The following is a 23,913-nucleotide window of genomic DNA, read 5'->3' as shown; positions in this document are numbered from 1 at the left end:
CCTATGGCTTCGGAGCGAAGGGGCTGACCCAGCCGCCGCCCTGGGCCGGCGCCTTCGGCGGGAAGGCCTGGGCGAGATAGTCGAGCAGCGTCTTACGCATCTCCGGATCGGGCTCGGGCATGCTGTGCTTCTCTGTCATCCAGTTGAGCGTCTCGTCCCAGCGGGCGCGGTCCATGCCCTGCCGGCCGACGACCTTCATCGAATGACAGGCGATGCAGTAGCCGAAGGTCTCCTCGCGGCCGGGGAAATCCGGCAGCGTCTCGGCGGTCTCCTCCTGGGCGAAGCCGGCGGAGGGAGCGAGGAGGATGGCCGCGAGAGCGGCCATCCGAAGCGTTTGCACGAGCACCATCGTCAGCCCACCAAGACCGCGATGCGCTGGAACGGGTTCGAGCCATAGCCCTGCGGGTTCCAGTTGGTCGCGACATGCGGCTGGGCGACGCCGCGGGAATCGGTCGCGCGGGCCCAGAGCTCGAAATAGCCGTCGCTCGGCAGCTTCACCTTTCCGGTCCAGCGTACCCAGTCATAGCGGTTCTTCGGCTTGGCGAGCGTCATCGCGTGCCAACGCTGGCCGGCATCGAACGAGACCTCGACCTTCGCGACCTCATGGTCACCGGCCCAGGCGGCGCCACGCAAGGCCACCTCGCGCGTCGCCGCCGGCAAGCGCGTGCCGTTCGCCGGCTTGCTGATGATCGAACGCACCGGCATCGAGGTCAGGTCGGTGAAATTGGTCTTGCCGTCGGCATTCGAGCCCGGAACGATCGGAACCGTCGGCACGCGATAGGAGGTGCCACCCATGCCCTGCCCATCATGCGGCGTCGCCCGAACCAGGATGCGGTTCAGCCATTTCGACGAGAGCGAGGCCGGCCAGCCCGGCACGACGAGGCGCAGCGGGCCGCCATGGATATGCGGCAGCGGCTCGCCATTCATCGCCCAGACGATCAGGCAATGCGGCTCCAGCGCCTTCTCGATCGGCATGCCGCGCGAGATCGCGTCCTTGGTGGTGTCGCCGGAGAGGTGCGGATCGGCGCCGTAATGGCCGGTGAACTTGGCGGAGGACTTGAGGCCCGCCGCCTTCAGCACGTCGGCGAGGCGCACACCGGTCCATTCGGCGCAGCCGGCGCCGCCATTGGTCCATTGGTTGCCGCGCGCCGCCGGCGAATAGAAGGAGCGACCGTTGCCGCCGCATTCCAGCACCATGCGGAAGGTCTGCGGCTTGAAGCGGGATTTCAGCTCCTTGACCGTGAGGGTCAGAGGCTTCTCGACCTCGCCCTCGATCTTGAGCTGCCAGCCATCGACATCCTTGATCGGCTCTGGGATCTGGCCGTTGTTGCGGACAAAGAACTTGGAGATCGGCGTGGTGTCGTCATCGAGCAGGCTCTCGGGCGTCTCGGCGACGAGGGGGCGGTCGCCGAGCAGGGTCAGACCCTTGTCCTTGCCGGGATAGTCGAAGGGCTGCGGCCCCTTGGGCGGGGCGGCGGCCGGCGCAGCGCCCTGGGCGGCAGCCGGCGCGATCGGGGACAGGCGCGGCAGGCCGCCGGCAGCGAGGCCGAGCGCGGCGAGGCTGCCGCCGAGCAGAAGACGTCGCGATGTGCGGGGGGTATCGGTGGCGCCTTCGGCAGGCGCGGCATCGGTAGCGGCTGCGCCATCGCGCAGGTCTGCTTCGTTGAGCATGGCGTTTCTCCCGAGGACATATTCCTCACTGGAGACGACGCATCAGCTCTTCGATTTATTCCAACCTGAGAGAATCTTTTTCTCAGCCGATGCAGGCGGGGCCGACGCTGCGCGCCTCGGCCAGCGCCGCGACCTGCTCGCGCGGGACCCCGGGCTCGTCGCGCGTGATCCGGGCAACGAGAGCGGCGATGCCATCGAGACGGGCGGAATCGATCCCGCGCCCGAGCAAGGCATAGCTTGCGCGCTCCCCTCGCCATGCACGAACCAGGAGGCCATCGCGATCCCGAACCGCCGGCTGCGGCGGCAGTGCCGCCTCGACCGGCGCGATCCACAAGCCCACGCGGCAGCCATTCGGACCGACATAGCCGGCCAGCATGCCACCGCCACCGCGCCCCGCGGGATCGAGCGAAAGATGCACGAGGCGCAGCGAGGCGAGCGTCAGGTCCGGCAGGGCGCCGGCTTCCGCTCCGGCGAGTTCGACGCCAAGGCGCGGTGGCGTGCCGGCCGGAGATTGGGCGAGCCAGCTTTGATGCGCGGCAATCGCAGCGGAGAGTGATGAATCCGGCGCTTGCCTCTGGCCGATACCGAGCGAGGCCGCGCCGATGAGCAGGGCGATGCAGGCGGCGGCAGCCCAGGGCAGCCGGCGCGCCACGCGCGGCCGGGCTTGCGGCAGCACGAAGGGCGGTGCCTCCGGCAAGGGCGACGCGGCTTTGACCGTCGCGCGCAGCTTCGTCAGCGTCGCGACCTGCGCGGCGGCCTCGCGATCATCGGCGAGCGCCGCCGCGACCTTCGCAGCTTGGTCGGGCTCCAGCTCGCCGTCGACATAGGCGTTGAGCGTGGCCCAGGAGAGGAGATCGCGGTCGGTCACTTAATCGCTGGCTCGTTTGCGCTGCCGCGCGGCGAAGGGGCGGACGCTCCCGCCCTCGATCGCATTTAGAAGCAAAAGCCGCGCCCGGCTGAGGCGGCTCATCACGGTTCCCACGGGCACACCCAGGATATCCGCCGCCTCGCCATAGCGGAAGCCGGCAAGATCGACCAGTTCGACGATCTCGCGATAGGGCTGATCGAGACGCTCCAGCGCCTGCCTGACAGTGATGACCGCGATCATCCGGTCGTCGCGGCGCCATTGCTCATCTTCCAGCGCCTCCTCGGCAGCGGCAGCGTTGACCGCACCGCGGCGGTGCTCGTCGATCCAGATGTTGCGCAGGATCGCGAAGAGCCAGGCGCGGATACGTTCCGCGTCTTCCGGCGGTGAAGCGGCAAGCGCCTTGGTCGCGCAGGATTGCAGGAGGTCGGCCGCGCCGTCGCGATTGCCGCTCAGGCGCAGCGCATAGGAGAACAGGCGCTCCCAGTTCTGGCGCAGCGCATGCTCGACGATGATACGCAAGGACGAAGCCCTCCGCAGCGGATGCGTCCTGTCTATCGCAGCCGCAGGAAGGCTCCAAGCCTCGCAGCCCGAACCGACCTGACAGAAAAGCCCCGCCGGCTGAGCCGGCGGGGCTTGTGATAGCCAGCTATGGTGGAATGCCGATCAGGCCAGATCGGCGCGATCGGCGTTCATCACCTTGGCCCAGGCCGCGACGAAGTCGTCGACGAATTTCCGGGCGTTGTCGTCCTGGGCATAGACCTCGGCATAGGCGCGCAGCACCGAGTTCGAACCGAAGACGAGGTCGACGCGGGTCGCGGTCCACTTCACCGCGCCGGTCTTGCGGTCGCGGATCTCGTAGAGCCCACCAGCGGTCGGCACCCAGCTGTAGTGCATGTCGGTGAGGTTGACGAAGAAGTCGCTGGTCAGCGCACCGACCCGGTCGGTGAACACGCCATGCTTGGTGCCGCCATGGTTGGTGCCCAGCACGCGCATGCCGCCGAGCAGCACCGTCATCTCAGCCGCCGTCAGGCCGAGGAGCTGGGCGCGGTCGAGCAACATCTCCTCGCCGGTGACGACATAGGCTTCCTTCTGCCAGTTGCGGAAACCGTCGGAGAGCGGCTCCAGCACCGCGAAGGACTCCGCATCGGTCTGCGCGTCGGTGGCATCGCCACGGCCCGGCGCGAAGGGCACGGTCACGTCGAAGCCCGCGGCCTTGGCCGCCGTCTCGACGCCGACATTGCCGGCGAGCACGATGACGTCGGCGACGCTCGCGCCGGTCGCGGCCGCGATCGGCTCCAGGACAGCGAGAACCTTGGCGAGGCGCGCCGGCTCGTTGCCGGCCCAGTCCTTCTGGGGGGCGAGGCGGATGCGGGCGCCGTTGCTGCCGCCGCGCTTGTCCGACCCGCGGAAGGTGCGGGCGCTGTCCCAGGCGGTCGAGACCAGATCGGCAATCGAGAGGCCGCTGGCGGCGATCTTCGCCTTGACGGCGGCAACGTCATAGCCGACGCGGCCGGCCGGGACCGGGTCCTGCCAGATCAGCTCTTCCACCGGAACGTCCGGGCCGAAATAGCGCGACTTCGGGCCGAGATCGCGATGGGTCAGCTTGAACCAGGCGCGGGCGAAGGCATCCGAGAACGCCTCGAAATCGTTGAGGAAGCGCTCCGAGATCGCCCGGTAGGCCGGATCGACCTTCAGGGCCATGTCGGCATCGGTCATCATCGGGTTGTGGCGGATCGAGGCGTCCTCCACGTCCACGGGCTTGTCCGCGTCGGCGATCGAGACCGGCTCGTACTGCCAGGCACCGGCCGGCGACTTGCGCAGTTCCCAGTCATGGCCGAGCAGCATCTCGAAGAAGCCGTTGTCCCAGCGCGTCGGATGGGTGGTCCAGGCGCCCTCGATGCCGCTGACGACCTGGTCGCGGCCTATGCCGCGGCCCTTTCGGTTCATCCAGCCGAGGCCCTGGTCCTCGAGCGAGCCGGCTTCCGGCGCCGGGCTGAGATTGGCCGCGTCGCCATTGCCGTGGCTCTTGCCGATGGTGTGACCGCCGGCGGTCAGAGCGACGGTTTCTTCGTCGTTCATCGCCATGCGCGCGAAAGTCTCGCGCATCATCGCGGCGGTCTTGAGCGGATCGGGCTTGCCGTTCACGCCTTCCGGATTGACGTAGATCAGGCCCATCTGGACGGCGGCCAGCGGGTTTGCCAGCGTCTTGGCGTCCGTGACGTCGCCATAGCGATTGTCGCTCGGCGCCAGCCACTCCTTCTCCTCGCCCCAGTAGATGTCCTTCTCGGGGTGCCAGATATCCTCGCGACCGAAGGCGAAGCCAAAGGTCTTCAGGCCGGCGACCTCATAGGCGATCGTGCCGGCGAGCGCGATCAGGTCGGCCCAGCTGACGCGGTTGCCGTATTTCTTCTTGATCGGCCAGAGCAGGCGACGCGGCTTGTCGGTGTTGGCATTGTCCGGCCAGGAGTTCAGCGGGGCGAAGCGCTGGTTGCCGGTGCCCGCGCCGCCGCGGCCGTCGGAGATGCGGTAGGTGCCGGCGGCATGCCAGGTCATGCGGGCCATGGTGCCGACATAGCTGCCCCAGTCGGCCGGCCACCAGTCCTGGCTCTCGGTCATCAGCGCGCGCAGATCGTTCTTCAGCGCCGCGACATCGAGCTTCTTCAGCTCCTCGCGGTAGTTGAAGCCCTTGCCGAGCGGATTGGTCTTGCTGTCCTGCTGGTGGAGGATGTCGAGGTTGAGGGCGTTCGGCCACCAACTGGTGACGGAACCGCCGGTCTGGGTCATCCCGCCATGCATGACCGGGCACTTGCCAGCCTTGTTCACGTCGCTGCCGTCCATGATATCCCCCTTCGGAGCCTGCAAAATCGGGTTTTCCCGGAAGGCGCCTGACGCCTCGCGCCGGAAGACGGCGCACCCGCATCCACCCGAGGCGGACGTCGCACCGTTCCATTCGAATGGTTCTAGGGAAAAGCTATCATAATGAGAACTTGAATTTTCAAATCATTACGATAATTTTTTCAAATGATGTCGATCAAGCACCTGCGCTACTTCGCGGCCCTCGCCCAGCATCGCCATTTCGGCCGCGCCGCGGATGCCTGCGCCATCAGCCAGCCTGCCCTGTCGCTGCAGATCAAGGATCTGGAGGAACTGCTCGGCGCTCAACTGGTCGAGCGCGACCGCCGGCAGATCCGGCTGACCGGCCTCGGCGAGGCCTTTGCCGGGCGGGCGCAGCAGATCCTGCGCTCGGTCGACGAACTCGCGGACCTGGCACGGGCTTCGAGCCCCGCGCTCGGTGGCCGGCTGCGCATCGGCATGATCCCGACGGTCGCTCCCTATCTCTTGCCGGCCGTCATCCGCCGGCTGACCGAGCGGTTCCCGGCAGTCGACCTGCGTCCGCGCGAGGCGGTGACCGGCAAGCTGACGGAGGACCTGATCACCGGCGGGCTGGACATCGCCGTCATGGCCCTGCCCGTTTCGGAATCTTCCCTGCAGGATCAACCGCTCTTCGACGAGGAGTTCGTTCTGGTGCGCGCCCCGGCCGACCGGCACAAGCCGCCGCCGAGCGTGGAAAGCCTGCGCGCGATGCGCCTGCTTCTGCTGGAGGAAGGCCACTGCTTCCGCGATCAGGCGCTGGCCTTCTGCAACATGGCTTCCGGCCTGTCGCAGGATCCGATGGAGGGCAGTTCGCTCGCGACGCTGGTGCGCATGGTCGGCGCCGGCATGGGCGTGACGCTGATCCCCGAAATGGCGGTCGCGGCGGAAACGTCGGCGGTGGAGGTCAGCATCGCCCGGCTGGCGGAACCGCGGCCGCGGCGCAGCATCGGGCTGGTCTGGCGCAAGACGAATCCCCTGGCCGAGCATTTCGTGCAGGTCGGCGAAATCGTCCGCCAGGAGCACGACATCCTGCGCCGTCAAGGCGGCGCGGCGCGGCTTCCCGATACGGGTCTGCGAGGCGGATCAAATCGCGCGGGCGATCTGATAGATCACCCATAGAAGGAGGCCGAGCCAGCCGACCTGTATCACTCCCAGGAACAACGCGAGCATGAACGTCATGCTGCGCTCGCCTGTTTCCGTGGAGGCGCCGGCAGCCGTCGAACCCGTGGCGATCATCATCCACTCCATCGTTGATGGAGCGGGCTTAGCGCGCAGGTGACGCTACGGAAACATAATGCTTAATTCATCGTAAACGCGACAAGGGCTGCCGGCTCGGGGCCGCATCGCCGTCATGAGGTCTTCGATATGAAAAGCGGCCCGTTACCGGGCCGCTGATCGATGGCGACGCGCTTTCAGGAGCGCTCACCAGCCGCGATGACGGCGATAATAGCCAGGCGGGGGGCCGTAGCCAGGGCGCGGACCGTAGCCATAGCCCGGGCCGTAGCCAGGACGGGGGCCATAGCCGTAACCGCCGCCACGCCCATGGCGCTGCTGCCGCATCGTCTCGCGGATGATCATGTGGCGCCGCTCGGCGGCTGCCGACCAGGTATACTCCGCGGCCTGCTTGTCCAGGCCTTGGGCCATCGAGGCCGGCAGCTCTTCCGAGGCCATCGCCGGCGCCGCCAGCGACAGACCGATGCCCAGGGCGGCAAGCGAGAGGAATTTGCGCATCTGTTTCTCCTTATGCTGCCCGCATTAAACGCGTCACCGTACAAACAGTTCATGAACCGCGTTGTTGGCTTACGTTCATCAAGCCCCGAAGGCTGGAGGCCTGCCGGTCTCGATAGGTTGGTCTGCCCCCTGAAAAGTAGTCCTCCGTGAGCCGGGAGCGCGCCCTCGGCGCGGTCGATCCTGCTGATCGGCGACGAGAGCGCTCTTCCGGCGATCGGCGCATTGCGGCGGAGGTGCCTGGAGGCACCCGCATGGGGGCGATCATCGAGGTTCTCGATGCGGCGGAGGAACAGCCGCTACCCTCGGCCGGAAGCCTTGAAGTTCGCTGGCTGCATCGCAGCAGCTATACTGCTGGCGCTACGGGCATCCTGGCCCGAGAGGCAAAAAAGGCGATAACCTCCGCCGATGCGGAAACCTTCATTTGGATCGCTGGCGAGAAGGCGGACGCGCGTTCAATTCGCACAGTCCTGAAGGAACGCCGTCACGGCAAAAGCAACATGTATGTCGCGTGGTATTGGGAACGCTGAACCCGACCGGTCTTCACGCTATCGTCTCGATCGCGCCAAACGCGTGCAGCCCCCGCTGACCGCGAAGATCGAGGTACGCAGACCTGCGCCCGCTCCTACCGCGTGTCTTCGCAGCACGGCCGGGCGAGCGCAGGCGGTCCGGTCCCTCCCCAAGTTGCCCTTCTCAATCATGCAGCCACACGGCCCCGAACCAGCTCCGACAAATGGAGCCGCAACGCAACTAGCCTGATTGAGATCGCAGCATGACCTGGCTAACCAACTTGCCTCACCCAGGAGGCGTCACGGGCGAGCGGCTACCGCTTCACCAATGAGCAGGTCGAGGCTGCGAGCGGCTGGAAGGCCTGCTCGCCGGGAATTGTCGCGAGCAGCTTGTAGTAGTCCCATGGCGCCTTCGACTCCGAAGGCTTCTTGACCTCGTAGAGGTTCATGTCGTGGACCATGCGGCCATCCGGCCGGATCTTGCCGTTCTTGTAGAAGAGGTCGTTGACCGGCGTCTCGCGCATCGCCTTCATCACGGCCGCCGTCTCGTCGGTCTTGGCCGCCTCGACCGCCTTCAGGTAATGCACGACAGAGGAGTAGGTGCCGGTCTGCAGCATGTTCGGCATCGACTTGACCTTGTCGAAGAACTTCTTCGACCAGGCGCGCGTCTCGTCGTTGGTGTCCCAATAGGACGCTTCCGTGATCGTCAGCCCCTGGGCCTCCTGGAGGCCGAGGCCATGCACATCATGGATGAAGCCGCCCAACGTCGCCAGCTTCTGGCCGGACTGCGTCAGCCCGAACTGCGCCGCCTGCTTGATGGAGTTGATGGTATCGCTGCCGGCATTCGCGAGAGCGACGACCTTGGCGCGCGAGGATTGAGCGGTCAGCAGCGGCGAGGCGAAATCGGTGGTCCCGACCGGGACCTTGACGCTGCCCAGGACCCTGCCCTTGTTCTCGGTGACGATGCGGGTCGCCTGCTCCTGCAGGCCATGGCCGAAGGCGTAATCGGCGGTGACGAAATACCAGGTGTCGAAGCCCTGCTTGGCCAGCGCCTGGCCCGTGCTCTGCGCGATGGCGTAGGTGTCATAGGCCCAGTGCACGACATAGGGGCCGCAATTCTCGTTGGTTATGCGGGTCGAGCCTGGCGAGGACAGGGTGATGATCTTGCCCTTGTCCTTGGCGATCTCGATCACCGCCAGCGCCGGCGACGAGGAGGCGACATCGAGGATCGCATCCACCTTGCCCTCGTCGAACCATTTGCGCGCGATCGAGGCGGCGATGTCGGGCTTGTTCTGATGGTCGGCATAGACCAGCTCGACCGACTTTCCGAGCACCTTGCCGCCGACCTCGTCGATCGCCATCTGGGCGGCGGTCACCGCACCGATGCCGGTGATGTCGGCATAAACGCCCGACATGTCCTCGATCACGCCAATGCGGATCACATCGTCCGAGATGGCTGGCGCCTGCGCGGAGGCCGCCGTCGAGACGGCCGTCAGCGCGGTTGCGGCAAGCAAGCCGAGCGTGCGGTTGTTGAAGCCCTTCATCGTTCCTCCGGATATTTTTATTGGTTGATCGCGTTCGATCCCGGCGGTCATTCTCCGGCCGGGCGCGCGCCGCACTCAACGTCCGTCGCCGACATTCCGGAGACGGAGATATGTGGCTTTCTGACAGCCGACAGCGCCTCAGCGCTTGGCGCGCGTGGCGAAGGCAGCCAGTCCGCGTCGTGCGTCCTCGCCGGTGAAGGTGCGCTGGCCGAGCAGCGCCTCGGCGGCGAAGGCCTCCCGATAGGGCAGGTCCTGGAGCGTGAGCGCAGCCTGCTTGATCGTCTGGACCGCGCTCGGGCTGAGCGCAGCCATGCGCTCGGCCAGTTCCATGGCGGCAGGCTCCACCTCGGCTGCCGGCAGAACGCGATTGACCACGCCCTTCGCCAGCATCTCGGAGCTGGAGAAGCGCTGCGCCGTGAGCAGGATCTCCATGGCATGGGCATGCCCGATCTGGCGGATGAGGCGCACCAGCGTCCCGCCCGCCGGCACAAAGCCGTGAACGGCCTCCGGTAGCTGGAAGACGGCATCCTCGGCCGCGATGCGGATATCTGTCGCCAGCATGATCTCGAAGCCGCCACCGATGCACAGGCCGCGAATGGCGCAGACGATCGGCTTGTAGAGCGGCACATTCTTGAGATGGGCGGGGTCCCATTCGCTGATGTCGAACCGATCGCTCGCGAGCGCGGGAATGGATTCGGTCAGATCCGCGCCGACGCAGAAGGCGCGCTCCCCCTCCCCGGCGAGCACGATGGACCGGATGGCATCGTCCGCGGCGGCTTCGATGAAAGCCTTGCCGAGATCCTGATACATCGCCAGCGAAAGGGCGTTCAGCTTTTCGGGACGGGCGATGCGGATGGTCGCGACCGCGCCGTCGCGCCTGAAATCGATGGCCATTCTAGATCGCTCCACCGTCGACGAGCCGCTGGATCGCGGGGTCGTCGAGCCCGAGCAACTCGGCCAGGAGCGAGCGCGTATGCTCGCCCGGCGCGGGCGCCTTGCCGAGCGGAATCTCGCCGGTCGCGGAGAGCTTGATCGGCGAACCGAACATGCGGACGCTCTCGCCGGCGACCGGTATCTCGACGATCATCTTGCGGGCCGCGATATGCGGGTCTTCGACGACCTCCGGAACGGTCCGGATCGCGCTGAGCGGCACCCTGTCTCCAGCCATCGCCTCCAGCTCGGCCTTGCCATAGGCACTGAACCAGCCCTCCAGCAGGGGGCGCACGACACGCTCGGCGATCTCGGGGTCGAAGCGCTTCTCCATGGTGTCGATCGCAGGATCGTCAGCGCGTTCGGGCTCGCCGAACATCTCGCAGGTCAGGCGCCAGAACTTGTCGGTGTAGCCGCCGAAGAAGACATAGCCGTCCTTGCAGGCGAACTGGCCATAGGGCCGCACGAAGGGGTGCTCGTTGCCCAGCGGCGAGGCGACCTCGCCCTTGGTGGTGTAGCGCACGACGGCGTTCTCGGTCAGCGTCAGGATCGAGTCCTGCTGCGAGACGTCGACGACCTGCCCTTCACCGGTGCGCTCGGCGGAACGCAGGGCGGCCAGCGTCCCGATCGTCGCATAGAGCGAGGCTGCGAGATCGCCGATGATGGTGCCGACGCGCACGGGTGGGCGGTCCGGATAGCCGTTCATCGACCACAATCCGCCGACCGCCTGCCCCGTATTGTCGAAGGCAGGGCGGGAGGAATTCGGGCCGGAGCGGCCGAAGCCGCTGATCGCGGTGTAGACCAGCCGGGGATTGTGGCGCTTCAGTTCGTCATAGCCCAGGCCGAGCTTCTCCATCGTGCCCGGCCGGAAATTCTCGACCAGAACATCGGCCTTGCCGACGAGCTGCTTCAGCAGCGCCTTGCCTTCGGCCGTCTTGAGGTTGATCGAGATGCCGCGCTTGTTGCGATTGAACTGGGAGAAGAAGGCGCTTTCTACCCCATCGCCCTCGCCCCCAACGAAGGGCGGGAAGCCCCGCGCATAGTCGGGATCATCGGGATGCTCGACCTTAATGACGTTCGCACCGAGATCAGCGAGCAGCATCGCGCAGAATGGACCGGCAACGACACGCGTGATGTCCAGCACGGTGACGCCCGCCAGCGGCCTTGCCGCCATGCCCGCATCGTCTCCTCGCGATACCTCGCCCGCCATCTCGTTTCCTTTTCCGTTTTCAGGCGGCAGCTTGAGCTGCCTGCGCCCGCGCAACCCGCGATCCCGTGCGTCGGCCGAGATGCTGGGACACGAACTCGCCGGCAGCGATCAGTGCCGCAAGATCGATGCCCGTCGACAGACTCATGCCGTGAAGCATGTAGACGACATCCTCGGTCGCGACATTGCCCGTGGCGCCGGCAGCGAAGGGGCAGCCGCCCAGCCCGGCGACGGAGGCGTCGAAACTGGTGATGCCCGCGTCCAGCCCGGCATAGATGTTCGCCAATGCCTGGCCGCGCGTATCGTGGAAATGCAGGGCGACACGGCCGGCGCCGATCTCGGCTGCGACAGCTGCGGCGACGGCGCGGGCCTGGTGCGGGGTCGCGATGCCGATCGTGTCGGCGACGGAGACCTCATAGCAGCCCATCTCCGCCAGCTGGGCCGAGAGCCGCGTCACCGCCGACATCGGAACCGCTCCCTCATAGGGACAGCCGAAGGCGCAGGAGACGTAGCCACGCACCGGAAGCGTTCCATCCAGACGCTCGAAGACCGGCCGGAAGCGCTCCAGACTCTCCGCGACCGAGCAGTTGATATTGCGGCTGGAGAAGGCCTCGCTCGCCGAGGCGAAGACGGCGACCTCGTCGGCACCGGCCGCGAGCGCGGCTTCAAGCCCCTGCAGGTTCGGCACGAGCGCGATGAAACGTCCGCCTCCGGGGCGCCGCGCACCCGCCAGGACGGCCGCCGTATCCGCCATCTGCGGCACATGGCGCGGCGACACGAAGCTGCCGACCTCGATCGAGACGAGGCCTGCTGCGACGAGCCGGTCGACCAGTTCGGCACGCACAGAAGCCGGCAGTATCCGGGCCTCGGCCTGCAAGCCGTCGCGCGGCCCAACCTCGACGATCCGAATATCCGCTGTCATGCCGTTCCACCGTGGTTTCCCGTCACTCTTGCCTCAGCGCCAGGAAACACGAAATGGATGCTTCATACGATCTGATGCGCAAATTATGTATCATTACGACATAACGACGGCGCGCTGCCTGCGATAACTGCTGGGGCGTGGCGCGATCGCGCTCAACAGGAGTCCGCGCATGATTCAGGAGGCGGAAGGACTGACGCAACCGCTGTCCGAGGCGGAGACCATCGCCGGTTTCTACGCCCGCATGCTCGCACTGCTCGACCAGAGCGCAAACCCCTCGGCTTTCGAGCAGCTCGTCCTTGAAGCGCGCGCCCTCGAGCCGGGCCTGCGCGGCCGGGTCGAGGCCGACATGGCTCTGGCCATCCGGTTGCGCGAGAATGTCGAGCACAAGCTCAAGCGCGAGCGCGAGCTCATCGCGCTCAACGAAACGGCGCGCGATCTCTCGGCGATGCGCGACACCGACCAGGTGCTGCAGGCGATCATCCGCCGCGCGCGCCAGCTAGTCGGCAGCGACCTCGCCTATCTCTCGGCCGCGCCCGACGACCGCAGCCCCCTGCATGTCAGGGCCACCGAAGGCGTGACCTCCGAAGCCTTCGCAAAGATCGTCGTGCCACGCGATGTCGGCATCTGCGGCAGTGTCGTCCGCACGCGCAAACCATGCCAATCGAGCCAGTACCGGGCTGATCGGCAGTTCCACCACGATCCGGTCATCGACTCCGCCATCCATGCCGAGGGCGTCGTCTCCATACTCGGCATTCCGCTCGAACTCGAGACACATATCATCGGCGTTCTGTTCGTGGCCGATCGCTACGAGCGCTCTTACAACCCGCAGGAGATTTCGATCCTGCAGTCGCTCGGCACCTTCGCCGCTCTCGCCATCGAGAACGCCCGCCTGCTCGAAGAGGGGCAGCGCGCCCTGAGCATGGCCCGCGACGCCAACGTCGCCCTGCGGACCAAGGCCGACGACATCGAAAGCGCCGCCGTCGCGCATGAGCGCCTCACCGAACTCATCGCCCGCGGCGGCTCGCTCGACGACTTGCGCCAGCGCGTCGCATCCCTGCTGGGTGGCGAGGCGACGATTCTCGATGAGCGCCAGATCGCCATCGCCGGCACGCTGCCGGACGACCTGCGCGAGAACGGCATCGCCTCGGCCATCCGCGAGAGCGTCCGCCTCGGCCGATCCGTGCAGTTCGAAGTCGCGCCGGCCAGGGTCGTGACAGTCGCCGCGGTCACGAGCGGCGCCGTCCGTCTCGGCGCCGTCGTCCTGATCCGCACCAGGCCGATGTCCTCCCCCGAGATCCGCACGCTGGAGCGGGCCGCACTGGTCACGGCGATCGTGCTGCTGTCGATGGAACGCGTCACCGAGACGGCCTATCGCAACGTCGCCGACATCATCTCCGCGCTGCTGCGGGGCACATCGGACCCGTTTGGTTCGGAGGCCTCGCAGGCCCTGCCTGCTGGCGTGACGCTGTCCTGGCCGGTGACGATGCTGCTCGTCTCCTGCAAGGAGGGCTTCGCCGCCCATCTCCCACAGGCCCTGCGCGCGACCGTCTCGGGCCGCCAGACGATCGGTGCCGCCTTCAACGGCGACCTCGCCGTGGCGACAGCCGCCCAGGACTGGACGGAGCAGGCTCGCCGGATCGCCACCGCCCTGCAGGATGCCGGCCGCCACGACTTCAACATCGTCGCCTCCCAGCCGGTTTCGGACATCGCGACGGCAACGGCGGAATATCAGCGCCTGCGCCGCAGCCTCGCCTTGCTGCGGAGCCTCGGGCAGAGCGGCCGGGTCGTCCCCGAAAAGGCGCTGTCCCTATATGGCCTGCTTTTCGACGGCCAGAGCGAGGACGCCGCGCGCCAGTTCATCCATCACACCGTCGGCCCATTGCTGGAACACGACAGGCGCCGCAAGGCCCAGCTGGTGCCGACGCTGCTGACCTTCTTCGAATCCGGCCGCAGCCTGCAACGGGCAGCCGACATGCTGGAGATCCACGTCAACACCATGCGCCAGCGCCTGGACGCGATCAGCGGGATCTGCCCCGATTGGTCCGAGCCAAGCCGCAGCCTCGAGCTGCACATGGCGCTGCGCCTGCACAGGCTCAGCGAAACCCTGCCCGCCTGAGACAATGGAGGAGACATACCGTCGCTGGCCTCCTCGGTATGGATCGCAACCATTGTCGCCCGCCAAAGGGGCTCGTTAAACGCTGGTACTCGTACAAGAACGGAGCCTAGCGCCGATGCCCGTCAACAGCCGCCTCCCCGGCTTCTACAAGCTGTCTCCGCGTGACCGCCTGGCGGAGGTGACGCGCGCCTCCGGCCTCACCGAGACTGATCTCGCCTGCCTCGTCCCCTCCGATCCGGACATGCTCGCGACCGCGGACCGCATGATCGAGAACGTGGTGGGAACGCTGTCGATCCCGGTCGGCATCGCCGCGAACTTCACCATCGGCGGGCGCGACTACCTGATCCCCATGGCGACGGAGGAGCCCTCGGTCGTCGCCGCGGCCAGCAACATGGCCTCGGTCGCACGCCTGCATGGCGGCTTCCACGTCTCGACCGACCTGCCGATCATGGTCTCGCAGGTGCAGGTCGTCGGCGTCCCCGACCCGCGCGGCGCCCGCATGCGCCTCTATGAGGCGGAGGCCGAAATTCTCGCCCTGGCCAATGAGCAGGACCCGCTGCTGGTCAAGCTCGGCGGCGGCGCGCGCGGCATCGAGGTTCGCATCGTCGAGGCCGACGGCGCGACCTATGTGGTCCTGCATCTCCAGGTCGACGTGCGCGACGCGATGGGCGCCAATGCCGTCAACACCATGGCCGAGGCGCTGGCACCGCGCATCGCGGAGATCGCGGGCGGACGCGTGCGGCTGCGCATCCTCACGAACAAGGCCGACCGGCGCCTTGCGCGGGTACGCGCCGTCTTCGATCGCGACGCCCTCGGCGGCGCCGATGTCGTCGCCGGCATCGTCGACGCCTATCGCTTCGCCGCCGCCGACCCCTATCGCGCCGCGACCCACAACAAGGGCATCATGAACGGCATCACCGCCGTGGTGCTGGCGACGGGCAACGACACCCGCGCGGTCGAGGCGGGCGCGCATTGCCATGCTGCCGCCAGCGGCCGCTACAGCTCGCTCTCCCATTACGAGGTCAATGCGGACGGCCACCTCGTCGGCACGCTCGAAGTGCCCATGGCGGTGGGTCTCGTCGGCGGCGCGACCAAGACCCATCCGGCGGCTCGGGCCGGCGTCAAGCTGCTCGGCGTCACCTCGGCGCAAGAACTGGCGCAGGTCATCGTCGCGGTCGGACTGGCGCAGAATGTCGGCGCCCTGCGCGCACTGGCCGCCGAGGGCATCCAGAAAGGCCATATGTCGCTGCATGCCCGCAACGTCGCGGCGGCAGCCGGCGCGATCGGCGACGAGATCGAGGCGGTCGTCTCCCGGCTCAAGACCGGCGGGCATGTCCGCCTCGACCGCGCGGAGATCATCCTGGCCGAGTTGAGGGCGGCAACCCCGTAAGCGCCCGGCGCGCTGACCAGCGTGCCGGCACCGTCATGTGATGCTTCCGGAGAGGAGACGAAAAGGATGCTGTCGACGAGCGCGCAAATCCGGCAGGTCTCCGCGTCTTGCACCATGGGCCGTGCGCGGCCGTGCAGCTTCGACGATTGGCACGGCTCGCAGGACCCGGTCGTTGCGCATGAGGCCCATTACCCGGCGAGCGCGCAGGGCAAGCTGCACAGCCACGCCCGCGCGCAACTGGTCTGCGCGACGACATCCGCCCTGGACGTCATCGCCGGAGATTGCCGCTGGACGGTTCACCCAGGACACGCGGCCTGGCTGCCCGGCGGCGTCGTCCACAGCGTCGCCGGCCCGCCGGAGAACACGATCTTTCGTTCGCTCTACGTCCGGCCGGATCTCGCGGCCAGGCTGGATGGCAAGGCGGCAGTCGTCAGCGCATCCCCGTTTCTGCAGGATCTGCTGCAGCGCCTTTTCGACATCCATGCCGGTCATCGCGATCCGGCGCTTTACCCCCATCTCGCCGCGCTCGCGCTCGACGAGATCGCGCGCGCGGAGCGTCACGGCGAGATCGCCTCGCCCCGCCTGCCTTCGCCGCGAGATCGCCGCGCGAAGCTGATCTGCGAGGCGCTGCTGGACCAGCCCGCCGATCGGCGAACATTGGAGGAATGGGGCAAGATCGCAGGCGCCAGCGCACGCACGCTGGAGCGGCTGTTCCGAGACGAAACCAGCATGAGCTTCAACGACTGGAGACAGACCTGCCGCATCGCCGCCGCCATCCCGAAGCTCAGGCAGGGGTGTCCGGTCAAACAGGTCGCCTGGTCCGTGGGCTATGACAGCCCCAGCGCTTTCGCCGCGACCTTCCGGCGCGTCGTCGGCACCAACCCCACGAGCGCGCATCGCGGGCATTAGACGCGCGCGCTTCGCTCAGCAGGCGATCACCATGTCGCTGTCCGGCACGGCCTGGCAAAGCAGCACCTGCCCTTCCGCAAGCACCGGCGCCTCGCCTGCCGGATAGTCCGCCGAACCGCTGACGAGCTTCTGCACGCAGGACTGGCAGTCCCCGACACGGCAGGAGTAATCGACCTTGATCTGATGGCTGAGCGCGAGATCGAGGAGGGAGCCGCATGCAGGCCGCCAGACCAACTCCTTGCCCGACTTCGCGAAGGTGATCCTGCGCTCGGCCCGGCCGGCCAGCTTCTCTGCCAGGCCTTCGCCGGTCGGGCCGAAGGCTTCGAAGCGTACGCGCTCGGGATCCGCGCCGCGCGCGATCAGGCCGTCGCGCAAACCGCTCATGAACGTGTCCGGCCCGCAGATGTAGAAATCCGCCTCGGCAGCCGGAACGAGCCGATCGAGCACCCCGGCATCCAGACGTCCGCGATGGTCGCAAGGCTCGCCCTCACCGGCCTGCGAGTAGGCGTATAACAACCGCACCCGCCCGCCCGAACGCTCCGCCAGATCCCGTACCTCGTCGACGAACAGGGCATGGCTTGCGTCGCGGGCCGCATGGACAAACCAGATGTCGCGGTCGATGCAGTCCGTCGCGAGCGTCGCCAGCATCGGCAGCAGCGGCGTGATGCCGACACCGGCACTGACGAGAACGACGGGCCGCAGCGATGCCCCATCGAGCACGAAGCGCCCCGAGGGTACGCCGACATGGACCTCGTCGCCCTCGGCAAGGCCATGCAGCAGGCCCGACAGCCCGTCCTCGCTGACCTTGCGCACGGAAATCCGGATCGCCCTGTCGCCCGGCCGGCCCGAGACCGAGTAGTTCCGGCGCCGCAGGGGCTGGTTTTCATCCTTCGGCGAAGCGACAGTGACATATTGCCCGGCCCGGATATCGCCGATCGCGGCCGCGTCGAGCGGCTCCAGCACGAAGGATCGGACTTCGGGATTCTCCTGCCGCAGCGATGTGATCGCGAAGCGACGCAGGCCTGTCCAGGGCGCCACTTTCGGCTCGGCCCAGATCTCGGACCGCGTCAACGCCGCAGAGCAGTGGAAGAAGATCTCGTCGGGTGCGATGTCGACCGCCAGTCGCGCGCCCGCCTCGCCATCGCCGGAGCGGAACGGGCCGTTCATCCTCAGTGCTTCGCAACGCCCCGGAACGGCCGCCAGCAACGCGCATTCGCCCGAACCGCCGAGGCCTGCACGCTCGGCCGCCATGCGCAGCCTAAAACGTTGACGGTTGGCGGTGATGTCGAGCGCCAACGCGCCATCGCCGTGGAGATCCAGATCGATGCCGCCATCAGGCCTATCGGTGGCGAGCACGATGAAACTCGCCTCATCGATGAAGGCGAGTCCGCCTGATCCGATCGAATCATAGACCTTGGTTCGCACCACTTCGCTCGGCGTGCCGTAGATTTCGCGCATGCCGGCGGCGGCGAGCCGCGCCTCCTCCACCCCCGGCCGCTGGATCGACTCGCGGCCGGTTTCGCGGTGCATCGCCTTGTCGGAGTGGTAGTAGCCCATCATGTCCAGCGGCGCCTTGCGCGCGCTGGGATCGAGCCAGAAGCCGGAACGATCGAAGGCCCGGCTCTCGACGAAATCCATCGCGTGCGGCGTCAGCGCGATCACGGTCATCGGCCGGTTCTGGTCGGCCGGAAAGCGGGCGATATCTTCGGGCCTTGTGGAAACCTCCGCATGCGCCCGGATCTTCAGGAAGCGGCTGGAGCCTCGACTGAGCAGGGCGACGACGACGTCCGGATTGCCGAGCAGATTGGCGATCGTGTCGAGGCGGCGATTGCCCATGTAGTCGGGCAGGAGCAGGCGGCCCTCACCGTCCGGCCACAACACGGAGGGCTGTCCGCCTCGCGGCGAGACGTCGAGAGCGCCTTCCGGGCTGCGCGACGCGATGAAGAGCAACGTGGCGCTCTCGATGAAATCCCGGACGGCGGCATCCATGGACCGGCTTCGGCCTCCTTGCTTGCGGTGCGCATCCTAGTCCGCCGCTGGAAGCGGTCAGGCACTTTGTCGAGCGGGAACCCGACAGAGGCCGCCGCGAACCCGACACGCGCCTTCCAAATCGCCGCCCCCTCGCTAAGCCATTCCGAAAGCCCGCAAGCTGCCGGCGACGCCAAAAACGGGGAAGGCACACCATGAAGCGACGCGAGTTCAACAAGATGCTGCTCGGCGCCGGCGCGGGTCTCGGCCTGTCCAGCTCGGGCCTGTTTCGGGACGGCGTCGCCTACGCCCAGGGCAAGTCCGGCGGGCTGACCGCGATCATCAATCCCGAGCCGCCGGTGCTGACCCTACCGCTCAACCAGCAGATCCCGGTCGGGACGATCGGCGGCAAGATCTATGAGAGCCTGCTCGACTACGATTTCGAACTGAAGCCGCGCCCGCAACTGGCCGAGCGCTGGGAGATCTCCGAGGACGGCCTGACATACACCTTCCATCTGGCAAAGAACGCCAAATGGCATGACGGCAAGCCCTTCACCTCCGCGGACGTGGTGTTCTCCTGCAACGTCATGCTGAAGGAGGTGCACCCCCGTGCGCGCGGCGTCTTCGAGCGTTGCGAGAGCATCACCGCGCCCGACGACCATACGGTCGTGTTCAAGTTGAAGGCACCTTTCGGCCCCTTCCTGCTCGCCTTCGAGACCAGCTCGGCCCCGATCGCGCCGAAGCACATCTACGAGGGCACCGACTACCGCAAGAACCCCGCCAACGACACGCCGATCGGCACCGGCCCCTTCAAGCTCAAGGAGTGGCGCCGCGGCAGCCATATCCACCTGGTCGCCAACCCGGATTACTATCGCAAGGGCGAGCCCGTCCTGACGGAGATCTTCTACCGCGTGATCCCGGACGGCGCCTCCCGCTCCGTCGCCATGGAAAGCGGCCAGGCCCAGCTCTCGCAATTCGCCGATATCGAGCCCTTCGACGTGCCGCGCCTCGCCGCGATGCCGCAGTTGAAGCTCACCACCAAGGGCTATGAATTCTTCAGCCCCGTGCTCTGGTACGAACTGAACCTGCGCCGCAAGCCCTTCGACGACCTGCGCTTCCGCAAGGCGGTGCGCCATCTGCTCGATCCGAACTTCATTGTGCAGCGGATCAATTTCGGGCTCGGCCGCCCCGCCACGGGGCCCATCGCCTCGACCACGAAGTTCTATGATCCCAACGTCACGAGCTACAAGACCGACGTGGCGGCTGCGACAAAGCTGCTCGACGAGATGGGCCTCAAGCCGGATGCCAACGGCGTGCGCGCCCGCATCCGCTTCCTCGTCGTGCCCTTCGGCGAGTTCTGGACAAGGCTTGGCGAGTACTTCCGTCAGGCGATGAAGGCAGGCGGGATCGAGGTCACGCTCGACACCACCGATGCGGGCGGCTTCGCCGAGAAGGTCTCGAACTGGGACTACGAGACCACCTCGAACATGCTCTACCAGAACGGCGATCCCGCGCTCGGCGTCGCCCGCAGCTATATCAGCTCGAACATCCGCAAGGGCGTGATGTTCACCAACACCCAGGGTTACTCGAACAAGGAGGTCGACGACCTCTTCGACCGCGCCGCGGTGCTGACCTCGGATAAGGAGCGGGCCGAGCTCTACAGCAAGGCGCAGAAGATCCTGGTCGACGATCTGCCGGTGCTGTGGATGACCGAACAGCAGTTCCCGACCATCCATGACGCGCGGCTGCAGAACCTGATCGACAGCGCGATCGGCGTGAACGGAACCTTCGGGCGGGCGCGCTGGGCTTGAGATGAGCTTGCGCAGCGTCCTCTCCCGACTGGCCGGGATCATCGTCACGATCTTCGTCATCGCGACGATCAACTTCGTTCTCGTGCGGGCGGCGCCGGGTGATCCGGCGGCCGTGATCGCCGGCCAGTCGGGCGCCACCGACGAAGTCTTCCTGCGCCAGGTGCGGGCCGAATACGGGCTGGACAAGCCCTACATCGCCCAGCTCGGCGCCTATCTCGGCAAGGTGGCGTCGCTGGATCTGGGCTATTCCTATCGCCTGCGACGGCCGGTGCAGGAGCTTATCGGCGAAAGGCTGGGGCCGACGCTGCTGCTGACGCTTTCGGCCTTCCTGCTCTCGCTCGGCGGCGGCGTCATCCTCGGCGCGCTCGCCGGCATCCGGCACGGCAAATGGTCCGACCTTGCCATCTCGCTGCTGGCGCTCGTGCTCTACGCCACGCCGGTGTTCTGGCTCGGGCTGATGCTGGTGCTGCTGTTCTCGATCCAGCTCGAATGGCTGCCGGCCTTCGGCTATGTCGACATGCGCGCGGGGGAGCTGAGCCGGGTGGGCTATGCGCTCGACGTGGCGAAGCATCTGCTGCTGCCGGCCATTACGCTCGGCGCCATCTACATGGCGATCTATGCCCGGCTGATGCGCGCCTCCGTCATCGAGGTCGCCGCCGAGGACTATATCAAGACCGCCCGCGCCAAGGGGCTGAAGGAAGGCGCGGTCCTGCGCGGCCACATGCTGCGCAACGCCTCGCTGCCGGTCATCACCTTCGCCGGCATCCAGGTCGGCGCCATGATCGGCGGCGCCGTGGTGGTGGAGACGGTGTTCTCCTGGCCCGGGCTCGGACGACTGACCTTCGATGCCGTGACCAGCCGCGACTACCCGGTCCTGCTCGGCCTGTTCCTGGTGATGTCGGTGCTGGTGATCTTCGTGAACCTGCTGACCGACCTGATCCATCGGCTGGTCGACCCCCGCCTCGCAGTCAGATGAGACGATGAACGACAGCCTCAAGACCTTTTCTGCGCCATCCCGCCGGCCTGCTCGGGCTGGCCATTCTCGCCGTCGTCATTCTGGCAGCGGTGCTAGCGCCGCTCGTCTATCCGGCATCGCCCTGGGACATGGCGGGCGCGCCGCTGCGCCCGCCGGGAACCGACGGCGCCGTGCTCGGTACAGATACGATGGGGCGCGACATCGCGGCGGGCATCATGCACGGCGCCCGCGTCTCGTTGATGATCGGCATCGTCTCGACGCTCGCCGCATTGCTGCTCGGCGTGACGCTCGGCGCCATCGCCGGCGTCGCCGGCGAGACCGTCGACCATCTGATCGTGCGCTTCATCGAGATCTTCCAGACCATCCCCAATTTCGTGCTGGCGATCCTGCTGGTCGCCATTCTCACCCCGTCGATCGGCACCATCATCCTTGCCATCGGGCTGGTGAGCTGGCCGCCGCTGGCCCGCCTCACCCGAATCCAGGTGAAGAGCATCGCGGCGCGCGAATTCGTCCAGGCGGCGCGTTGCCAGGGCCAGAGCGCCGTTTCCGTGCTGCTTCGCCACATCATCCCCAATGCCATCTCGCCGATCATCGTCACCGGCTCGATGGCGGTGGCGTCGGCGATCCTGATCGAGGCGGCATTGAGCTTCATGGGGCTGGGCGACCCCAACTACATGTCCTGGGGCTACATGATCGGCGCCGGCCGCACCGTCATCCGCCAGGCGTGGTGGGCAAGCCTGTTTCCGGGGCTGGCGATCCTGCTGACCGCCGTCGCCATCAACCTGATCGGAGAAGCCCTGAACGATGCCCTCAACCCGCGGATCGCGCGCTCATGACGCTGCTCTCGGTCGAGAACCTCTCTATCGCCCTGCCGGCCGGAGGCGATCGCGCCCATGCGGTTTCGAACGTCTCCTTCGACATATCCGGGAACGAGATCGTCTGCCTGGTCGGCGAATCCGGCTCCGGCAAGTCGATGATCGCCCATGCCATCCTGGGCCTGCTGCCACCGGGCATCGGGATCGACGGCGGCGCGCTGATGTTCGAGGGCAGCGACCTCGCCGGGTTGCCGCCGGCGCAGAAGCGCGCGGTGCGTGGCGACCGCATCGCGATGATCTTCCAGGAGCCGCTGACGGCGCTCAATCCGCTGAAGCGCGTCGGCGAGCAGGTCGCCGAAGCCATCCGCACCCACCGACCCTCCCTCGCGGAGGCAGCGGTGACCGCCAAGGTCGAGGAGCTGTTTGCTCAGGTGGGCCTGCCCGATCCGCCGCGCCTGATGAAGGCCTATCCCTTCCAGCTCTCGGGCGGGCAGCGCCAGCGCGTGATGATCGCCATGGCGCTCTCCAACAACCCGAAGCTCCTGATCGCGGACGAACCCACCACAGCGCTCGACGTCACGACGCAGCGCCAGATCCTCGACCTGATCAAGGATCTGCAGAAGACCCACGATATGGGCGTGCTGTTCATCACCCATGATATCGGCGTCGTCGCGGATATCGCCGACAAGGTCGTCGTGCTCCAGCAGGGCAAGATCGTCGAGGCCGGCAGCGCCGATGCCGTACTGCTCAATCCGACGCAGGACTATACGCGGATGCTGCGCGACGCGGTCCCCGGCCGCGGGGCCTTCCGCAAGGCGGCCGAGCCGGCACCGCCCATCCTCGAGATCCGCGATCTCCAGAAGCGCTTCGTCACACGGCAGGGGCTGTTCGCGAAACCGCGCGAGGTGGTCGCGGCACGCGACGTCAATTGCCGCCTGGCGGCGGGAGACACGCTCGCGGTCGTGGGCGAAAGCGGCTCCGGCAAATCCACCCTGGCGCGCATCCTGCTCAGGCTGATCGAGGCGGATTCCGGCGAGATCCTCTGGCACGGGACCTCCGTCCGCGCCATGAACGGCGCGGCGCTGCGAAATTTCCGGCGCAAGGCCCAGATCATCTTCCAGGACCCCTATTCCTCGCTCGATCCCCGCCTCAAGGTCGGCGAGAGCATCTGTCGCGGTCCCATGGCCTTCGGCGCCAGCCGTGCCGAGGCACACAGGCTGGCTGGAGAGTGGCTGGACCGCGTGGGCCTCAGCCGCAAGGCATTGGACCGCTTCCCGCATGAGTTCTCCGGCGGGCAGCGCCAGCGCATCTGCATCGCACGGGCGCTCGCCCTCCAGCCCGAGATCCTGATCGCCGACGAGGCGGTCTCGGCGCTCGACGTCTCGATCCAGGCGCAGGTCCTCGACCTGTTGAACGGGCTGAAGGCCGAGATGAAGCTGGCCATGGTCTTCATCACCCACGACCTGCGCGTCGCCCGCGAGATCGCCGACCGGATCCTGGTGATGCGGCAGGGCCAGGTCGAGGAGGACCGCCCGACGGCGGAGCTCTTCGAGCACCCGCATAGCGACTATACGAAGCGGCTCCTCGAAGCCGTGCCGGGACGGGCCTTCTTCGCCGCCCGCGCCGCGCAGGAGGCGCTGGCGTGATCCTCGCGAGAGGCCCACAGAGATTCGTC

The 23,913-nt window shown here is 67.1% G+C and carries 20 protein-coding genes and 1 pseudogene; 9 read left to right on the top strand and 12 right to left on the bottom strand.

Annotated elements, in window-relative coordinates:
* Position 1: 1 nt before the first annotated feature.
* The 5 genes from ACFJGT_RS01990 to katG all read right to left on the bottom strand — a co-directional run bounded on the left by ACFJGT_RS01990 (position 2) and on the right by katG (position 5,377).
* Positions 2 to 325 carry a hypothetical protein gene (locus tag ACFJGT_RS01990; RefSeq protein WP_377845333.1) on the bottom strand — a complete coding sequence of 108 codons (324 nt, stop codon included), beginning with the start codon at positions 323 to 325 and terminating at the stop codon, positions 2 to 4.
* Positions 326 to 351: 26 nt separating this feature from the next.
* On the bottom strand, positions 352 to 1,671 hold the full coding sequence (locus ACFJGT_RS01985; protein WP_377845331.1) for a sulfite oxidase: 1,320 nt from the start codon (positions 1,669 to 1,671) through the stop codon (positions 352 to 354).
* A gap of 82 nt (positions 1,672 to 1,753) precedes the next feature.
* Positions 1,754 to 2,539 (bottom strand): anti-sigma factor family protein, encoded by a 786-nt coding sequence (locus tag ACFJGT_RS01980; RefSeq protein WP_377845328.1) that lies wholly within the window; start codon positions 2,537 to 2,539, stop codon positions 1,754 to 1,756.
* Positions 2,540 to 3,058 (bottom strand): RNA polymerase sigma factor, encoded by a 519-nt coding sequence (locus ACFJGT_RS01975; protein ID WP_377845326.1) that lies wholly within the window; start codon positions 3,056 to 3,058, stop codon positions 2,540 to 2,542.
* 144 nt (positions 3,059 to 3,202) lie between these two features.
* Positions 3,203 to 5,377, bottom strand: a complete 2,175-nt coding sequence (gene katG, locus ACFJGT_RS01970; RefSeq protein ID WP_377845324.1) for a catalase/peroxidase HPI — start codon at positions 5,375 to 5,377, stop codon at positions 3,203 to 3,205.
* Between the two features lie 183 nt (positions 5,378 to 5,560).
* On the opposite strand from katG, the gene ACFJGT_RS01965 reads away from it, so the two are divergent.
* Positions 5,561 to 6,532, top strand: coding sequence for a hydrogen peroxide-inducible genes activator (locus ACFJGT_RS01965; RefSeq protein ID WP_377845321.1), 972 nt, complete (start codon positions 5,561 to 5,563; stop codon positions 6,530 to 6,532).
* Here the strand turns inward: ACFJGT_RS01965 and ACFJGT_RS01960 are convergent.
* Both ACFJGT_RS01960 and ACFJGT_RS01955 read right to left on the bottom strand, forming a co-directional pair.
* The gene (locus tag ACFJGT_RS01960; protein WP_377845319.1) at positions 6,497 to 6,652 is read right to left on the bottom strand and encodes a hypothetical protein; all 156 of its coding nucleotides are present in this window, start codon (positions 6,650 to 6,652) and stop codon (positions 6,497 to 6,499) included. The genes ACFJGT_RS01965 and ACFJGT_RS01960 overlap by 36 nt on opposite strands.
* Positions 6,653 to 6,835: 183 nt before the next feature.
* Entirely contained in the window at positions 6,836 to 7,144 is a 309-nt protein-coding gene (locus ACFJGT_RS01955) for a hypothetical protein (protein ID WP_377845317.1), read from the bottom strand.
* A 150-nt stretch (positions 7,145 to 7,294) separates the two neighbouring features.
* On the opposite strand from ACFJGT_RS01955, the pseudogene ACFJGT_RS01950 reads away from it, so the two are divergent.
* Positions 7,295 to 7,671: pseudogene (locus ACFJGT_RS01950) on the top strand (siderophore-interacting protein); the annotation flags it as partial.
* 293 nt (positions 7,672 to 7,964) lie between these two features.
* Here the strand turns inward: ACFJGT_RS01950 and ACFJGT_RS01945 are convergent.
* From ACFJGT_RS01945 to ACFJGT_RS01930, 4 genes are all read right to left on the bottom strand, one after another.
* Positions 7,965 to 9,194 carry an ABC transporter substrate-binding protein gene (locus tag ACFJGT_RS01945; RefSeq protein ID WP_377845315.1) on the bottom strand — a complete coding sequence of 410 codons (1,230 nt, stop codon included), beginning with the start codon at positions 9,192 to 9,194 and terminating at the stop codon, positions 7,965 to 7,967.
* Positions 9,195 to 9,332: 138 nt separating this feature from the next.
* The gene (locus ACFJGT_RS01940) at positions 9,333 to 10,088 is read right to left on the bottom strand and encodes an enoyl-CoA hydratase/isomerase family protein (protein WP_377845313.1); all 756 of its coding nucleotides are present in this window, start codon (positions 10,086 to 10,088) and stop codon (positions 9,333 to 9,335) included.
* Between the two features lies 1 nt (position 10,089).
* Positions 10,090 to 11,298, bottom strand: a complete 1,209-nt coding sequence (locus tag ACFJGT_RS01935) for a CaiB/BaiF CoA transferase family protein (RefSeq protein ID WP_377845311.1) — start codon at positions 11,296 to 11,298, stop codon at positions 10,090 to 10,092.
* 55 nt (positions 11,299 to 11,353) lie between these two features.
* Positions 11,354 to 12,253 carry a hydroxymethylglutaryl-CoA lyase gene (locus ACFJGT_RS01930; RefSeq protein WP_377845308.1) on the bottom strand — a complete coding sequence of 300 codons (900 nt, stop codon included), beginning with the start codon at positions 12,251 to 12,253 and terminating at the stop codon, positions 11,354 to 11,356.
* 169 nt (positions 12,254 to 12,422) lie between these two features.
* On the opposite strand from ACFJGT_RS01930, the gene ACFJGT_RS01925 reads away from it, so the two are divergent.
* From ACFJGT_RS01925 to ACFJGT_RS01915, 3 genes are all read left to right on the top strand, one after another.
* Positions 12,423 to 14,369, top strand: a complete 1,947-nt coding sequence (locus ACFJGT_RS01925) for a helix-turn-helix domain-containing protein (protein WP_377845306.1) — start codon at positions 12,423 to 12,425, stop codon at positions 14,367 to 14,369.
* Between the two features lie 115 nt (positions 14,370 to 14,484).
* Complete coding sequence (locus tag ACFJGT_RS01920; RefSeq protein ID WP_377845304.1) at positions 14,485 to 15,759, top strand: hydroxymethylglutaryl-CoA reductase, degradative; 1,275 nt, start codon at positions 14,485 to 14,487, stop codon at positions 15,757 to 15,759.
* 21 nt (positions 15,760 to 15,780) lie between these two features.
* On the top strand, positions 15,781 to 16,668 hold the full coding sequence (locus ACFJGT_RS01915) for an AraC family transcriptional regulator (protein ID WP_377845302.1): 888 nt from the start codon (positions 15,781 to 15,783) through the stop codon (positions 16,666 to 16,668).
* 15 nt (positions 16,669 to 16,683) lie between these two features.
* Here the strand turns inward: ACFJGT_RS01915 and ACFJGT_RS01910 are convergent, their stop codons facing one another.
* Complete coding sequence (locus tag ACFJGT_RS01910; protein WP_377845300.1) at positions 16,684 to 18,657, bottom strand: pyridoxamine 5'-phosphate oxidase family protein; 1,974 nt, start codon at positions 18,655 to 18,657, stop codon at positions 16,684 to 16,686.
* A 194-nt stretch (positions 18,658 to 18,851) separates the two neighbouring features.
* On the opposite strand from ACFJGT_RS01910, the gene ACFJGT_RS01905 reads away from it, so the two are divergent.
* From ACFJGT_RS01905 to ACFJGT_RS01890, 4 genes are read left to right on the top strand one after another with little or no spacing between them, the layout of a single operon-like run.
* Positions 18,852 to 20,447 (top strand): ABC transporter substrate-binding protein, encoded by a 1,596-nt coding sequence (locus tag ACFJGT_RS01905; protein ID WP_377845297.1) that lies wholly within the window; start codon positions 18,852 to 18,854, stop codon positions 20,445 to 20,447.
* A 1-nt stretch (position 20,448) separates the two neighbouring features.
* Positions 20,449 to 21,423, top strand: coding sequence for an ABC transporter permease (locus ACFJGT_RS01900; RefSeq protein WP_377845295.1), 975 nt, complete (start codon positions 20,449 to 20,451; stop codon positions 21,421 to 21,423).
* Positions 21,424 to 21,452: 29 nt separating this feature from the next.
* Positions 21,453 to 22,259: an ABC transporter permease gene (locus tag ACFJGT_RS01895; protein WP_377848897.1), complete on the top strand. Its 807-nt coding sequence runs from the start codon at positions 21,453 to 21,455 to the stop codon at positions 22,257 to 22,259.
* On the top strand, positions 22,256 to 23,884 hold the full coding sequence (locus tag ACFJGT_RS01890) for an ABC transporter ATP-binding protein (protein ID WP_377845293.1): 1,629 nt from the start codon (positions 22,256 to 22,258) through the stop codon (positions 23,882 to 23,884). Before ACFJGT_RS01895 ends, ACFJGT_RS01890 begins: the two co-directional genes overlap by 4 nt.
* Positions 23,885 to 23,913: the final 29 nt, after the last annotated feature.

The organism is Allobosea sp. UC22_33 (genome assembly GCF_042700715.1).
GTDB lineage: Bacteria > Pseudomonadota > Alphaproteobacteria > Rhizobiales > Beijerinckiaceae > Allobosea.
Note: the sequence above shows the minus strand (reverse complement) of the source record. Positions and strands in the feature narration are given on the sequence as shown.